This window comes from Methylomicrobium album BG8, assembly GCF_000214275.2.
Taxonomy (GTDB): domain Bacteria; phylum Pseudomonadota; class Gammaproteobacteria; order Methylococcales; family Methylomonadaceae; genus Methylomicrobium; species Methylomicrobium agile.
The window spans coordinates 3,173,328-3,187,700 of sequence record NZ_CM001475.1; the positions used below are offsets into that span (position 1 = coordinate 3,173,328).

Annotated in this window: 18 protein-coding genes; 16 read left to right on the forward strand and 2 right to left on the reverse strand. The window is 58.4% G+C overall.

Going from position 1 to position 14,373, the window contains the following annotated elements; genetic code table 11:
- Window positions 1-5: 5 nt before the first annotated feature.
- Window positions 6-431, reverse strand: a complete 426-nt coding sequence (gene hemJ, locus METAL_RS13560) for a protoporphyrinogen oxidase HemJ (RefSeq protein WP_005373123.1) — start codon at window positions 429-431, stop codon at window positions 6-8.
- 3 nt (window positions 432-434) lie between these two features.
- Entirely contained in the window at window positions 435-944 is a 510-nt protein-coding gene (locus tag METAL_RS13565; protein WP_245549375.1) for a TlpA family protein disulfide reductase, read from the reverse strand.
- 346 nt (window positions 945-1,290) lie between these two features.
- Here METAL_RS13565 and serA point away from each other — a divergent pair, with 346 nt between their 5' ends.
- The 16 genes from serA (at window position 1,291) to queE (ending at window position 14,372) form a co-directional block, all read left to right on the forward strand.
- Window positions 1,291-2,874 (forward strand): phosphoglycerate dehydrogenase, encoded by a 1,584-nt coding sequence (gene serA, locus METAL_RS13570; protein ID WP_005373125.1) that lies wholly within the window; start codon window positions 1,291-1,293, stop codon window positions 2,872-2,874.
- A complete protein-coding gene (locus METAL_RS13575; protein WP_005373127.1) occupies window positions 2,871-3,512 on the forward strand; it encodes an HAD-IB family phosphatase in 642 nt (213 codons plus the stop codon). The genes serA and METAL_RS13575 overlap by 4 nt, the downstream gene beginning before the upstream one ends.
- Window positions 3,513-3,528: 16 nt before the next feature.
- Window positions 3,529-3,768 (forward strand): type II toxin-antitoxin system HicA family toxin, encoded by a 240-nt coding sequence (locus tag METAL_RS13580; RefSeq protein ID WP_005373128.1) that lies wholly within the window; start codon window positions 3,529-3,531, stop codon window positions 3,766-3,768.
- Window positions 3,765-4,127 (forward strand): type II toxin-antitoxin system HicB family antitoxin, encoded by a 363-nt coding sequence (locus tag METAL_RS13585; RefSeq protein ID WP_005373129.1) that lies wholly within the window; start codon window positions 3,765-3,767, stop codon window positions 4,125-4,127. Before METAL_RS13580 ends, METAL_RS13585 begins: the two co-directional genes overlap by 4 nt.
- A gap of 136 nt (window positions 4,128-4,263) precedes the next feature.
- A complete protein-coding gene (locus tag METAL_RS13590; protein WP_005373130.1) occupies window positions 4,264-5,013 on the forward strand; it encodes a YebC/PmpR family DNA-binding transcriptional regulator in 750 nt (249 codons plus the stop codon).
- Window positions 5,014-5,019: 6 nt separating this feature from the next.
- On the forward strand, window positions 5,020-5,547 hold the full coding sequence (gene ruvC / locus METAL_RS13595) for a crossover junction endodeoxyribonuclease RuvC (RefSeq protein ID WP_005373132.1): 528 nt from the start codon (window positions 5,020-5,022) through the stop codon (window positions 5,545-5,547).
- Window positions 5,544-6,143: a Holliday junction branch migration protein RuvA gene (gene ruvA, locus METAL_RS13600; RefSeq protein ID WP_005373133.1), complete on the forward strand. Its 600-nt coding sequence runs from the start codon at window positions 5,544-5,546 to the stop codon at window positions 6,141-6,143. The genes ruvC and ruvA overlap by 4 nt, the downstream gene beginning before the upstream one ends.
- Window positions 6,143-7,174 (forward strand): Holliday junction branch migration DNA helicase RuvB, encoded by a 1,032-nt coding sequence (ruvB, locus tag METAL_RS13605; protein WP_213069535.1) that lies wholly within the window; start codon window positions 6,143-6,145, stop codon window positions 7,172-7,174. Before ruvA ends, ruvB begins: the two co-directional genes overlap by 1 nt.
- 107 nt (window positions 7,175-7,281) lie before the next feature.
- Complete coding sequence (ybgC, locus tag METAL_RS13610; protein WP_005373137.1) at window positions 7,282-7,701, forward strand: tol-pal system-associated acyl-CoA thioesterase; 420 nt, start codon at window positions 7,282-7,284, stop codon at window positions 7,699-7,701.
- The gene (tolQ, locus tag METAL_RS13615; RefSeq protein ID WP_005373139.1) at window positions 7,698-8,375 is read left to right on the forward strand and encodes a protein TolQ; all 678 of its coding nucleotides are present in this window, start codon (window positions 7,698-7,700) and stop codon (window positions 8,373-8,375) included. Before ybgC ends, tolQ begins: the two co-directional genes overlap by 4 nt.
- Window positions 8,372-8,812 (forward strand): protein TolR, encoded by a 441-nt coding sequence (gene tolR / locus METAL_RS13620; protein WP_005373141.1) that lies wholly within the window; start codon window positions 8,372-8,374, stop codon window positions 8,810-8,812. The genes tolQ and tolR overlap by 4 nt, the downstream gene beginning before the upstream one ends.
- Before the next feature lie 5 nt (window positions 8,813-8,817).
- The gene (gene tolA / locus METAL_RS13625; RefSeq protein ID WP_005373142.1) at window positions 8,818-10,539 is read left to right on the forward strand and encodes a cell envelope integrity protein TolA; all 1,722 of its coding nucleotides are present in this window, start codon (window positions 8,818-8,820) and stop codon (window positions 10,537-10,539) included.
- 330 nt (window positions 10,540-10,869) lie between these two features.
- The gene (tolB, locus tag METAL_RS13630; RefSeq protein WP_245549534.1) at window positions 10,870-12,078 is read left to right on the forward strand and encodes a Tol-Pal system beta propeller repeat protein TolB; all 1,209 of its coding nucleotides are present in this window, start codon (window positions 10,870-10,872) and stop codon (window positions 12,076-12,078) included.
- A gap of 222 nt (window positions 12,079-12,300) precedes the next feature.
- Window positions 12,301-12,882 (forward strand): peptidoglycan-associated lipoprotein Pal, encoded by a 582-nt coding sequence (gene pal / locus METAL_RS13635; RefSeq protein ID WP_005373146.1) that lies wholly within the window; start codon window positions 12,301-12,303, stop codon window positions 12,880-12,882.
- A 6-nt stretch (window positions 12,883-12,888) separates the two neighbouring features.
- Window positions 12,889-13,734, forward strand: a complete 846-nt coding sequence (gene ybgF / locus METAL_RS13640) for a tol-pal system protein YbgF (protein WP_213069394.1) — start codon at window positions 12,889-12,891, stop codon at window positions 13,732-13,734.
- Window positions 13,731-14,372, forward strand: coding sequence for a 7-carboxy-7-deazaguanine synthase QueE (queE, locus tag METAL_RS13645; RefSeq protein ID WP_005373151.1), 642 nt, complete (start codon window positions 13,731-13,733; stop codon window positions 14,370-14,372). Before ybgF ends, queE begins: the two co-directional genes overlap by 4 nt.
- The last annotated feature ends 1 nt before the right edge of the window (window position 14,373 follow it).

The following is a 14,373-nucleotide window of genomic DNA, read 5'->3' on the forward strand; positions in this document are numbered from 1 at the left end:
AGCGGTTAAAAAGGTTTGACCACGGCCAGAATCACGATGCCGAACAGGAACAACACCGGCACTTCGTTCATCCAGCGGAAATAGACGTGGCTATGAGAGTTACGACCGTGTTTGAAGTCGGCGAGCCATTTGCCGCATAAACCGTGATAGCCGACCAACAGCGTCAGCAAGGCCAGTTTCGCATGCAGCCAGCCGCTGCTCCGGTAAAGCGCCCAGGCGTAATCGGCCAGCATCCAGACGCCGAATAGCAGGGTCAACAGCATACCCGGCGTCATGATGCCGTAATACAGCTTGCGTTCCATGATCTTGAAGCGCTCGCGGCTGACGCTGTCCGAACTCAGCGCATGGTAAACGAACAGGCGCGGCAGATAAAACAGCCCGGCGAACCAGGTGACCATGAATATCAAATGAAACGCTTTCAACCAAAGCATGGCTCATCCTTTGTTCAACATGGCGGCAATTCGGCTTTGCCACGCGGAATAGTCGAAAACGCCGACCGATTTTTCGGCGATCTTGCCCTCGGGACTGATCAGAAAAGTCGTCGGGGTGAATTGCACATTGCCGAACGCCAACGCATGCGCCGAGTTAAGATCCAGCGCCACATCATAGGGCAGTTGCCTATCCCGTGTCATTGCGACGACATGGCTGGGCGGATCGTAAGCCATCGCCACCGCCATGATTTCCAGCCCCTGAGGATGGAACCGCCGGTACAGATCGATCAAATGCGGAATCTCGAGCATGCAGGAAGGACAATCGGTCGCCCAGAAGGTCACGATCGCCGGCTTGCCGCGCCACGCATGCGAAGCGGCCTGCTTGCCGGTAATCGTGGTGAACACCACGTCCGGCGCCGTGCCGCCCATCCTGGACAGCGCCAACCCGATAAGCCATGCGGCGAGAACCAGCACCGGCAAACCGAACAACCCTCTCGCCCTGAACAATCGCAAACCCCTTTCCCGCCTGCCTTTCGAAATTTCCGATTATACCAAATCCCGCCCGAAGCCGGACGAATAGTCACCCAAGCAATACGGAAGGGGTGCGCCCGCCAATGCCGTTAAGTTAAGAAAACATGGAGTCCAAAGCTTGCTTTGGAAAAATCGCTAAATCAACCAAAGCAAGCTTTTGACTCCACGCGAGACCCGCTCGACGCTCTTAACTTAACGGCATTGGTGCGCCCGCTACATACCAGTGACGCAATTTTCGCCCCTGTTTCAAAGCCCATACCGGGAGCCAGGCAAATCTGCTAGAATGGCGCCTTTTTAAGTACGTATCCCTGCGGCCACTACCATCGACATGAAAAGAATCCTCATCTCCGACAAATTATCCGAAGCCGGCATCAATTACCTGACCGAACAATCCGGCATCCAGGTTCACATCGAAACCGGGCTCGACGAAGACGGCTTGTGCAACATTATCGGAGATTTCGATGCGCTGTTGATCCGCAGCGATACCAAGGTCACCCCAAAAGTTCTGCAGGCCGCCAAGCGCCTGAAACTGATCGGCCGCGCCGGCATCGGCGTCGACAACGTCGACATTCCGGCCGCGACCGAAATGGGCGTGATCGTGATGAATACGCCCGATGCGAACGCGACCACGACCGCCGAACTGGCGATCGCGCACATGATGTCGCTGAGCCGCAAGCTGCCCACCGCCGACAGCTCGGTACGGGCCGGCAAATGGGAACGCTCCAAGCTGATGGGCGCGGAAGTCGCGCATAAAACCCTGGCGATCCTCGGCTTCGGCACGATCGGTCGGATCGTCGCCCAGCGCGGCCACGGGCTCCGCATGAAAGTGATCGCGTACGATCCGTTCGTCGCGCCCGAAATCTTCGCCGATCTCGGCGTCGAACCGGTCGGCCTGGACGAGCTGGTCAGCCGCGCCGATTACCTGACCCTGCACTGTCCGCTGATCGAAAAGACCAAGAACATCATCGGCGCCCAGCAGCTCGGTATGATGAAAAAGAGCGCCCGGATCATCAACTGCGCGCGCGGCGGCCTGATCGACGAAGGTGCGCTGTACGAGGCGCTGAAGAACGGCCGAATCGCCGGCGCCGCGCTCGACGTGTTCGAAAACGAACCGCCGGCCGGATCTCCCCTGCTCGAACTCGACAATATCGTCTTCACGCCGCATCTGGGCGCCTCTACCTCCGAAGCGCAGGTCGCGGTCAGCGTCGAAATCGCGCGCCAGGCGGTCACCTTCCTGCAGACCGGCGAAGCGATCAATGCGATCAACCTGCCGCGGCTGTCCGCCGAAGAACTGCAAAAATCCCAGGACTACATGAATCTGGCGACCAAACTGGGCAAGGTCGTGGTCGGACTGGCCACCCAGCCGATCGAAAAACTCGAAGTCGCGCTGTTCGGCCGCGCAGCCGAAGTCGAAACGCACCCAATCTCGGTCGCTGCCTTGGTCGGCGTGCTGGCCGATCAATTCTCGACGCCCGTCAACCGGGTCAATGCCGAAAACATCGCCAAACGCCAGGGCATTTCGCTGATCGAGTCGAAAACAACAGAAACCGAAGACTACGTGTCACTGATCCGGGTCACCGGCCACAGCGCGAACCAGGACATCAGCGCGGCGGGCGTGTTGCTCGGCGGGCATCATCCCCGGTTGATCAGCATCAATCATTTCGACATCGAAGTGGTGCCGGAAGGCACGCTGCTGATCACCCGGCATGACGACCGGCCGGGCGTGATTTCCGCGATCAGCGCGGTGCTCGGCAATGCGAACATCAACATCACCCGAATGCAGGTCGGCACCGCCGACAGCCAGCAGCAGGCGATGGCGGTGATCAGCGTCAGCGAACCGGTTCCCGAGTCCCTGCTGAAACAACTGCACGACGTGCCGCCGGTGCAGCAGGTCACCCAGATCAACTTATGAGTTTCGGCATCGTCTGTTTCGACTGCGACAGTACATTAAGCCGGATCGAAGGCATCGACGAGCTGGCCGGACGCGCCGGCATCGGCGAAGCGATGGCCCGGCTGACCGACGCGGCGATGAACGGCGAAGTGCCGCTCGAAGCGGTCTACGAAAAGCGGCTGTCGCTGATCCGGCCGGATGCGGACAGCATCGACTGGCTGGCCGGGCTGTACATCGCCGAAATGGTCGAAGGCGTGGCGGACGTTTTTTCGGCGCTCGCCGCGCACGGCAAGGAACTCCACATCATCAGCGGCGGCCTGCGCCAGGCGATCCTGCCGCTGGCCGGGTTTCTCGGCGTGCCGGAAAGCCATGTACATGCGGTCGACATCTATTTCAACGCCGACGGCGGCTACCGCGATTTCGACCAAACCTCGCCTTTGGCCCGGACCGGCGGCAAGGCGCAAATCTGCCGGGACCTCAAACGGACGGAAACGCCGCTGGTACTGATCGGCGACGGCAAGACCGACATGGAGGCCAAGCAGGACGGCGTCAGCGTGATCGGTTTCGGCGGTGTTGCCGCGCGGCCCATCGTCCGCGAACTGGCCGACCATTTCGTGAACGGACCGAGTTTGGCGGCGGTGTTGAGACATATTCTGTAGTTAAAAATGTCTATAAATGAGCAAAGCCGGCAAAACCCTCGACAAGATGCGAGCCAATCCCCGCGACTGGCGGATTGAAGATCTGGAGTCCGTGGCGAAACAGCATCAACTGATAATACGCAAACCGGGCGGCAGCCACGTGATTTTTCAAAAACAAGGGATTGACTTTGCAGTTAGCGTTCCTGCGCATAAGCCCATTAAACCGATTTATGTGCGGCGTTTGATCGAATTAATCGATGCAGGAGATGAACAATGAATATTCCCGATTTCGACGATTATCCTTTTGAAGTCCGCCCTTTATCTCCGGAAGATGGCGGCGGATTTTTGATCACGTTTCCGGATTTGCCGGGCTGCATGGCGGATGGAGAAACCCCGGAAGAGGCGATTCTGGAAGGAAGAGATGCATTCCGGTGTTGGATGTTGGCACACGCCGAAGGCGGCCGGCCTGTTCCGCTGCCGAACAGCGGCGGCGAGTCCGGAAAATTCGTGCAGCGATTGCCGAAGTCACTGCATGCGAAATTATCCGCCCGCGCAAAGCAGGAAGGCGTTAGCCTGAATACGCTGGTACTTACTTTCATTGCGGAAGGTTTGGGACAACGTAATTCGCACGCCTAATGCACAATGAGATTTTATCAAGATACCCACCGCGTACCTTAAATCACTCTCCCCGCGACGGAAAACACCCAAAATGGTATGCGGTATGTACCCTACAGTTTTTGTTAGTTTTAAAGATTAATGATTAGAGAAAACAATGGCAGGACACAGTAAATGGGCTAACATCCGGCACCGCAAGGCCGGACAGGACGCCAAACGCGGTAAGATCTTCACCAAGCTGCTGCGCGAAATCACCGTCGCGGTCAAATCCGGCGGTCCCGACGCCGGCAGCAATCCGACCTTGCGCACCGCAATCGACAAGGCGCTCGGCTCGAACATGCGCCGCGACACGATCGATAATGCGATCAAAAAGGCATCAGGCGCACAGGAAGGCGTGAATTACGAGGAAGTGCGCTACGAAGGCTACGGCCCCGGCGGCACCGCGGTGATGGTCGAGTGCCTGACCGACAACCGCAACCGCACCGTCAGCGATGTCCGCCATGCATTCACGAAGGCGGGCGGCAACCTCGGCACCGACGGCTCGGTCGCCTATCTGTTCACCAAGACCGGCATGCTGAGTTATGCGGAAGACGCCGATGAAGACGCGCTAATGGAAGCCGCGCTGGAAGCCGGCGCAAATGACGTGGTCACCAACGACGACGGCTCGATCGACGTGATGACCTCGCCCGAAGACTATCTGGCCGTCAAGGAGACGCTGATCGCGGCCGGCTTCACCCCCGACAACGCGGAAGTCACCATGCAGGCCTCGACCCAGACCGAACTGGGTCCCGAAGACGCGGAAAAAATGCTGCGCCTGATCGACCGCCTGGAAGATCTCGACGACGTGCAGAACGTCTATTCGAACGCGGACATCAGCGAAGAAATCATGGCCCAGTTCGCAGGCTGACCCCTCTTGAATTCCAATGACACAGAGAGCCAGACCGTCCGGATTCTCGGCATCGACCCCGGCTCGCGCATCACCGGCTACGGCATCATCGAACAGGGACTGAACGACTGCCGCTACATAGCCAGCGGCTGCATCCGGGTTCAGGCCGATTATTTTCCGGACCGGTTGAAACAGATTTTCGATTCGGTACTCGAAATCATTGAAGTTTACCGGCCCGAACAAATGGCCATTGAACAGGTATTCATGCACAAAAACGCCGATTCGGCGCTGAAGCTCGGCCAGGCGCGCGGGGCGGCGATTTGCGCGGTGCAGACCGCCGATCTGCCGGTCTTCGAATATGCGGCCCGCCAGGTCAAGCAGGCGCTGGTCGGCAAGGGCAACGCGGAGAAAACGCAGGTGCAGCATATGGTCAAAATTCTGCTCGGCATCCAGGGCGAACTGCAAATCGACGCCAGCGACGCGCTGGGACTGTGCCTGTGCCATTCGCACCACCGCCAGACCGCGTTGCGGATTCGCCGGAGCACGACGCGATGATCGGCTTCTTGCGCGGCATTCTGGCTCACAAGGCCCCTCCCCTGCTGCTGCTCGACGTACACGGGGTCGGCTACGAAATCGAAGCGCCGATGACCACGTTTTACAATCTGCCGGCGGTCGGCAGCGAAGTCAAACTGCATACGCATCTGGTCGTGCGCGAAGACGCGCATAGTTTATTCGGTTTTTCCAGCGAAGCCGATCGGACCTTGTTCCGAAGCTTGATCAAGATCAGCGGCGTCGGCCCGAAGCTGGCGTTGACACTCTTATCCGGGCTGACCGCGGATCAGTTCCAGCGCGCAGTTCACGAAAATGATACGCAGGCTTTAGTCCGCCTGCCCGGCGTCGGCAAAAAAACCGCCGAACGCCTGATCATCGAAATGCGCGACCGGCTGCCCGAATTCGGCGGGGGCGCCCCGCTCGATATCGGCATCCAGGTCGGTCCGGCCGGTAACTCGCCCAAACAGGAAGCGATCAGCGCCCTGTGCGCATTGGGCTACAAGCCGCAGGATGCGGCCAAAATGGTGCAGAACGTCGCGACTGACGACAAACGCTGCGAAGACATCATCCGGCTGGCATTGCAGGGTGCGGCGCGATGATCGAAAAAGACCGCCTGATCACGCCGCACAGCAGGCTCGACGAAGAGCGGCAGGACCGCGCGATCCGCCCAAAAAAGCTGGCCGACTACATCGGCCAGGAAGAACTGCGCACTCAGATGGAAATCTTCATCAAGGCCGCCACCGCGCGCCAGGAAGCGCTCGACCACGTATTGATTTTCGGCCCGCCCGGCCTCGGCAAAACCACGCTCGCGAACATCATCGCGGCCGAAATGTCGGTCAATATCCGCCAGACCTCGGGACCGGTGCTCGAAAAGGCCGGCGATCTGGCCGCCCTGCTGACCAATCTCGAAGCGCACGACGTGCTGTTCATCGACGAAATCCACCGGCTCAGCCCGGCGGTCGAAGAAATTCTCTATCCGGCGATGGAAGACTACCAGCTCGATATCATGATCGGCGAAGGCCCGGCCGCCCGCTCGATCAAACTGGATCTGCCGCCGTTCACCCTGGTCGGCGCGACGACCCGGGCCGGACTGCTGACCTCGCCGCTGCGCGACCGCTTCGGAATCGTACAGCGGCTCGAATTCTATACGATCGACGAACTCGCCAAGATCATCACCCGTTCGGCCGCCCTTCTGAACATCGCCATCGAACCGAACGGCGCGCTGGAAATCGCCAAACGCGCACGCGGCACGCCGCGGATCGCCAACCGGCTGCTGCGCCGGGTGCGCGATTTCGCCGAGGTCAAAGGCTCGGGCATCGTCTCCGAGCAGATTTCCGTTCAGGCGCTGGACATGTTGAAAGTGGATCATAACGGCTTCGACGCGCTGGACCGGAAATTGCTTTTGACGATGATAGAGAACTTCGGCGGCGGACCGGTCGGGCTGGATACGCTGTCCGCCGCAATCAGCGAGGAACGCGGCACGATCGAAGACGTGCTGGAGCCGTACCTGCTGCAGCAGGGCTTCATCATGCGCACGCCGAGAGGGCGGATCGTCACCCAGAACGCCTATCTGCATTTCGGCTTGAAGCCACCCAATCGGCTCGGGACTTCGCTGGACTTATTCGAATAATTCTACCGTTCCGGAATCCGGGCCTCTCGGTTCCGTTCAGCTGCCTCGAAACGGCCGTACCGTTCGTTGAATAAATTGCGCTTGAATCAAAAAAATTTAACCTTATCATGATACAAGGCGATAAACCTATAAAAAAATTCAATTGGCCGATTCGCGTCTATTACGAAGACACCGACGCCGGCGGCGTCGTGTTTCATTCGAATTATCTGAATTTTTTCGAGCGCGCCCGAACCGAAATGTTGCGCGCGTTCGGCCATGAGCAGGACGCGCTGAGGGCCGATTACGGCATCATTTTCGTCGTACGTTCGTTGCAGGTCGATTATCTGAAACCGGCCCGCTTCAACGACCTGCTGCTCGTCGGCGCCCGGCTTACTGAAGCCAAAAAAGCCAGCCTGGTCTTCGAGCAGAAGATCACGCGCGGCGACGATATTTTATGTAAGGGCATCTTCCGCATCGCCTGCCTCGATGCGAATGCGATGACTCCGAAAGCGATTCCTCAACATTTGTTTAAAACCATTGAAGAATGAACACTGACTTATCGATCCTCCACCTCATCAAGGAAGCCAGCGTTGTCGTCCAATTCGTGATGGCGCTGCTGGTTTCGGCCTCTCTCGCCTCCTGGACGTTCATCTTTTCCAAACGGAAGGAACTCAAACGCGCGATCACGATCACAGACGAATTCGAGGCCGAATTCTGGTCGGGTGTCGCCCTCGCCGAACTTTACCGCAAACTGACCGCCAAAGGCTTCGAACCCGAAGGGATCGAAAAAATCTTTCTGGCCGGATACAAGGAATTCTCCCGTATGCGGCAGGCAGGCAACGTCGAACCGATCGTTCAGGTCGAAAGCGCGCAACGCGCCATGCGCATCGAATTGTCCCGCGAACTCGACCGGCTCGACGAACATCTGCCTTTTCTGGCCACGGTCGGGTCGACCAGCCCTTATGTCGGCCTGTTCGGCACGGTCTGGGGGATCATGAATTCATTCCGCTCATTGAGCAACGTCAAGCAGGCGACGCTGGCGCAGGTCGCGCCCGGCATCGCGGAAGCGCTGATCGCGACCGCGATCGGCCTGTTCGCGGCAATTCCCGCCGTGATCGCCTATAACCGCTTTTCGACCAATCTGGACCGCCTGATCGGGCGCTACGAATTGTTCGTCGAAGAGTTCGTCGTATTACTGCAAAGACAGGCGCACCAGAAATGAACAGAAAAAACGGCCGGCGCAGAAAGCCGATGAGCGAAATCAACGTCGTCCCTTATATCGACGTCACCCTCGTCTTACTGATTATTTTCATGATTACCACGCCGCTGCTGCAGACCGGCGTCAAGGTCGATCTTCCTGAAGCCGAATCGGCGGTGGTCGAACCGAAGAACGATCCGCCGTTAGTGCTCACGATCCACAAAGAGCCGGCCGGGGATTACAAATATTTCATTATGTGCTGCGACAAAGAGCAGGAACCTATCGAACCCGAAGAAGTCGACGGTAGAGTATCGGCGGTCCTCGCCGAAAAACCCGAAACGCAAGTGCTGATCGAAGCCGACAGAGACGTCGATTACGGTACGGTCGTCACGATGATGGCCGGCATGAAGAATAGCGGTGTACCGAATGTCGGCCTGCTGACCCGGCCCGAAGAAAACTGAGCGGGATGAACACGAGAAAATACTCCTGGCCGTTCGTACTGGCCCTGATGCTGCATATCTCGATCATGCTGCTGTTCATCCTCAGTACGCTGTTCAAGCTGTCGGATAACTCGGAGCCGCCGCAACCGGAAATCATCCAGGCGACGATCGTCGAACAACCGCCCGAGCCGGCGTCTGCCAAGGCAAAACCCGAACCCGCGCCGGAGCAACAGCCGGCTCCGGCGCCCGAGGTCGATCAGGCCGCCGAAATGCAGAAAAAAGCCGCCGCAATAGCGGAGGCTCAGGCGGCGAAGGCCAGAGAAGCGGCTGAAAAAGCCGCCGAGGAAAGAAAAGCGCAGGAAAAAGCGGCCGCGCTGAAAGCACAGAAACTGGCCGAGGAAAAAGCCGAGGCGGCGGCCAGGGCCGAAGCGGAAAAAGCCGCCAAAGCGAAAGCCGAGGCCGAAAAGACCGCTGCCGAAAAAGCGAAAAGACTGGCCGCCGAAAAAGCCGAGGCGGAAAAGGCGGCCGAAGCGAAAGCGCAGAGACTTGCAGCCGAAAAAACGGAGGCCGAGGCCAAAGCGAGAAAACTCGCAGCGGAAAAAGCGGAAGCCACCGCCAAGGCGGAGGCGGAAAAGACCGCCGCCGAAAAAGCACAAAAACTGGCTGCCGAAAAGGCCGCCGCTGCGAAGGCCAAAACGGAAGCCGAAGCGAAAGCCAAGATGGAAGCCGAAAGACTGGCCGACCTGAAAGCGCAAAGGCTCGCAGCCGAGAAAGCCGAACAGGAAAAAGCCGCCAAAGCCAAGGCCGAAGCGGAGAAAGCCAGAAAGCTCGCCGCCGAAAAAGCGGTCGAGGAAAAAGCTAAAAAGCTGGCCGCGGAAAAAGCCGCCGAGGAAAAAGCTAAAAAGCTGGCCACGGAAAAAGCTGCCGAGGAAAAAGCCAAAAAACTGGCTGCGGAAAAAGCCGCCGAGGAAAAAGCCAAAAAACTGGCTGCGGAAAAAGCCGAGACGGCGGCAAAGGCCAAAGCCGAGGCGGAAAAAGCCGCCAAAGCGAAAGCCGAGGCCGAGAAGGCGGCGGCCGAAAAAGCGAAAAAACTGGCCGCCGAGAAAGCGGCCAAGGCAAAAGCGGAAGCCGCAGCCAAGGCAAAAGCCGAAGCGGAAGCGAAAGCCAAAGCTGAAGCCGAGAAAGCGAAAAAATTAGCGGCTGAAAAAGCGGCAGCCGAAAAAGCCGCCGCCGCGAAGGCCAAAGTGGAAGCCGAAGCGAAAGCCAAGGCGGAAGCGGAAAGAGCGGCAGCGGCCAAGGCCAAAGCGGAGGCCGAGGCCAAAGCAAAGGTGGAAGCCGAACGTGCTGCAGCCGAGGCCAAAGCGAAAGCCGAAGCCCAAGCCAAGGCCGAAGCGGAAAGGGCCGCCGCCGAGAAAGCCGCTCAGGAGGCGAAAGCTAAAGCTGCCGCCTCGCAGGAGGCGATCACCAAGGCGATCCAGGCCATTCGGCTGAAGGTCAACCGCAGTTGGATCCGGCCGATGTCGATGAAGCCGGGCCTGAAATGCAAAATCCGGGTCAGGTTGATGTCCGACGGCACCGTGATTGATGCGGAAGTCATCGCCTCCAGCGGCGACGAAATTTTCGACCGCTCGGCCGAGAATGCGGTCAACAAGGCGTCTCCGCTGCCTGTGCCTCAGGATAAGGACGTGTTCGCGAAAAGTTTCCGGTCGTTTACGTTCACTTTCGATCCCGACCGGGGCGCTTATTAATATAACACTGCTCTGCGTAGGTTGGGTTAGGCGTTAGCCGTAACCCAACGAAATCGCAGACGGCAATGTTGGGTTACGCTATCGCTAACCCAACCTACAAATGCGTTCCCACGCCGAAGCGTGGGAACGATGAAAAGCTCACAGGTAGGGTACGCTGTGCGTACCTTTTTGGAGCCCAATCGAGTTCGAAAGTCGATGCAGGATACGCAGAGCGTACCCTGCATATGATAATATTTTGAAAGTGTTTTGAGAGGTCTGCGCGTGAAGAGAATAAAGAAAATCGTCATCATCGGCTTGTTAGGTCTGTTCGCGCCGCTGCTGCGCGCGGAAATGGACATCGAAATCACCGAAGGCATCGAAAGCGCGCTGCCGATCGCCATCGTACCGTTCGCGCAGCAAGGCCCCGCGCCGATCAGCATCAGCAGCGTCGTCAGCAACGACCTGGGGCACAGCGGCTATTTCAAGCCGATGAGCGAACAATACATGCCGGCGCGTCCGACGTCACCCGAAGCCATCCAGTTCGAACAATGGAAATCGGTCGGCCAGAACTACATCGTGATCGGCCAGGCGATCCCGGCCGGAAACCAATACAATGTGCAGTTCCAGTTGTTCGACGTGAATAACGGCAGCCAGCTGCTCGGCTACCGGATGACTTCTTCCGCCCAGGATTTGCGCCGGACCGCGCATCACATCAGCGACCTGATCTTCGAAAAACTGATCGGCAAAAAAGGCGTGTTCAGCGGCCGTATCGCCTATATCACCAGCAGCGGCCAGGGCGCATCCGCGACGCACCGGCTGCAGGTCGCCGACGCGGACGGCTTCAATCCGCAAACGATCGCGACTTCATCCGAACCCTTGATGTCGCCATCTTGGTCGCCGGACGGCCGCAAAATGGCTTACGTCTCATTCGAAAGAAAAACCGCGGCAATTTATGTCCAAACGCTCGCGACCGGGCAGCGGGTGAAAGTCGCCGAATTCCCCGGCATCAACGGGGCGCCTTCCTGGTCGCCGGACGGCGGCAAGCTCGCGCTGACCCTGTCGAAGGACGGCAGCCCGGACATTTACGTGCTGAATCTGATCAACAATTCGTTGACCAAAATCACCAACAGCACCGCCATCGATACCGAGCCGGCGTGGTCGCCCGACGGCAGCACCATCGTCTTCACCTCGGACCGCGGCGGCAAACCGCAGCTTTACCGGGTTTCGAGTCAAGGCGGTTCCGAAAAACGGATCACCTTCTCCGGCAGTTACAATGCGCGCGCCAGTTTCTCGCCGGATGGAAAAAACATCGCGATGGTACACGGTAACGGCAACGACTACCGGATTGCGGTGCTGGATGTCGCGAGCGGCACGATCAACGTGCTGACCGGCGGCCCGACCGACGAATCGCCCAGCTTCGCGCCGAACGGAGACTTGATTTTATACGCTTCGCAACGCGGCAGCGGCGGCTATCTGGCAGCCGTATCGCTCGACGGCAAGATGCAGCAAAAACTCGTCTTCGACAGCAACGCGGTCAGAGAGCCGGCCTGGTCCCCGTAGATTTTGCCGCCGTTCCCACGCTCCGGCGTGGGAACTTAGCCTGCCTTAAAGGGTATAAAGGTCATTTCATTACGATCCGGAAGAATGCCCGGACAAGGTGATTTTTCCGATGATAAATGTGAGCCCCTCCATCCGCCCGGTACATGGTCCGGCCGAATTGACCAATTGGCGCTCCCTCCTTTTTCTTGTACAATTATTGCCTTATTTTTCGGGATCTTAACGATGAAATTAAATAAAACACTCTTAGCTTTAGCAATAAGCGCCCTGTTTTTGAGCGCGTGCAGCGATGACGAAGCCGATCAAGCCCTGACCGACGGCTCGCAAATGGGCGCCAGCGGCATTAACGATGCGTCGACCGGCGGCCTTAACAGCGGAGCCGGTCTTGGCGGCTCGCAATTCGGTTCGGGAACGGCAAGCGCCGGAGGCTACGGCAACAGCCGCTTGGGCCCCGAATTTTCCGACCCGAACAATCCGCTGTCCAAATCGACGATTTATTTCATGCTGGATAGCAGCCAGATCCAGCCGGATTTCGAGCCGGTCATCGCGGCGCACGCCCGCTACCTGGTCAACCATCCGAACCAGCGGCTGGCTCTGGAAGGCCATGCCGACGAGCGCGGATCGCGCGAATATAACATCGCTTTGGGCGAAAACCGCTCCAAATCGGTCGCAAACCTGATGCGGGCGCAAGGCGTCTCCGACGGCCAGCTCGATTTGATCAGCTATGGCGAAGAAAAACCGGCCGCGTTCGGCAGCGACGAATCGGCCTGGGAACTCAACCGCCGCGTCGAACTGGTTTACAAATAAATGAACATGCGTCCTCTGCTGTTGGCGACTCTTATCGGCGGCATATCGATGAATGCTTGTGCGTTGGCCCCTGTGGTCAACGATCCAAGCGTTCCGCCGCCAATACCGCAAACCGTCCCCCAGGCGACTGCATCGAGCAAGACTCTGTACGAACTGATGAGCCGCATCGATCAACTGCAAAACGAAGTACGCGAACTGACCGGCAAGGTCGAGGAACAGTCTTATCAGAACGCCGAGCTGAAAAAACGGCTGAGCACGATGTATTCGGATTTTGACGAAAGAATGCAAAATCTCGAAAGCAAGGCGTCGGGCAGCACGCCGGCCACGAGCAACGCGCCGGCCGGCGAAAACGCCGACGATGCCGAGCAGCCGGCCGACTTGGACGCCATGCCGCCTTCCGGCCAAGCGCCTGCCGGGATCGCTCAAATCCCGTCGGCCGCTCCTGCCGCTCCGAGCGAATCCGCTGCCGCCGCATCGGGAGACCTGGAATACAAGCAGGCCTACGACGACCTCAGAAACGGCCGTACCGCGCAGTCGATCGAGGAATTCAAGGCCTACCTGGACAAGAATCCTGCAGGACCGTTGTCCGGCAATGCGCAATACTGGCTCGGCGAAGCCTACCGGGTCAATCAGGATTTCAGTTCGTCCCGCGCCGCCTTGCTGAAGGTACTGGAAAGCTATCCCGACAATCCGAAGGTGCCTGACGCGCTGTTGAAGCTCGGCTACATTGAAATCGACCTGAACGACAAGCCGAAAGCCGGCGAATATTTGAACCGGGTCGTAAACGAGTTCCCAAACACGAAAGCCGCGCGCCTGGCGACTGAAAAACTGCAATCGATCTCCGGCCAGTGAGTTCTCTCCGCATTACCGAAATCTTCTATTCGCTGCAAGGTGAGTCGAATACGGTCGGACTGCCGACCGTATTCATCCGGCTGACCGGCTGCCCGCTCCGTTGCGTTTACTGCGATACCGAATACGCCTTCAGCGGCGGAAAAAAGATTCCGATCGACGACATCCTCGCTCAGGTCGAAGCTTACGACACGCCGTATGTCACCGTTACCGGCGGCGAGCCGCTGGCGCAGCCGGGCTGCCTCGACCTGATGACGCGCCTGCTCGACAAAGGCTACACCGTTTCGCTCGAAACCAGCGGCGCGCTCGATATTTCGAAGGTCGATCCGCGCGTGGTCAAGGTGATGGATCTCAAAACACCCAGCTCGGGCGAACTGGATCGAAACCTTTATCAAAACCTCCAGTTTCTGGACCGCAAAGACCAGATCAAATTCGTGATCGGCAACGAAGAAGATTACGCCTGGTCGAAGGCCGCTCTAAACGAATACCAACTGCCGGAACGCTGCCAGATTCTGTTTTCGCCGGTGATGGGCCGGCAAGACCCGACCGACCTGGCCGAAAAAATCCTCGCCGACCGTCTGCCGGTCCGCTTCCAGATTCAACTGCACAAACTGCTGTGGGCCGACGCCCGCGGCAAATGAT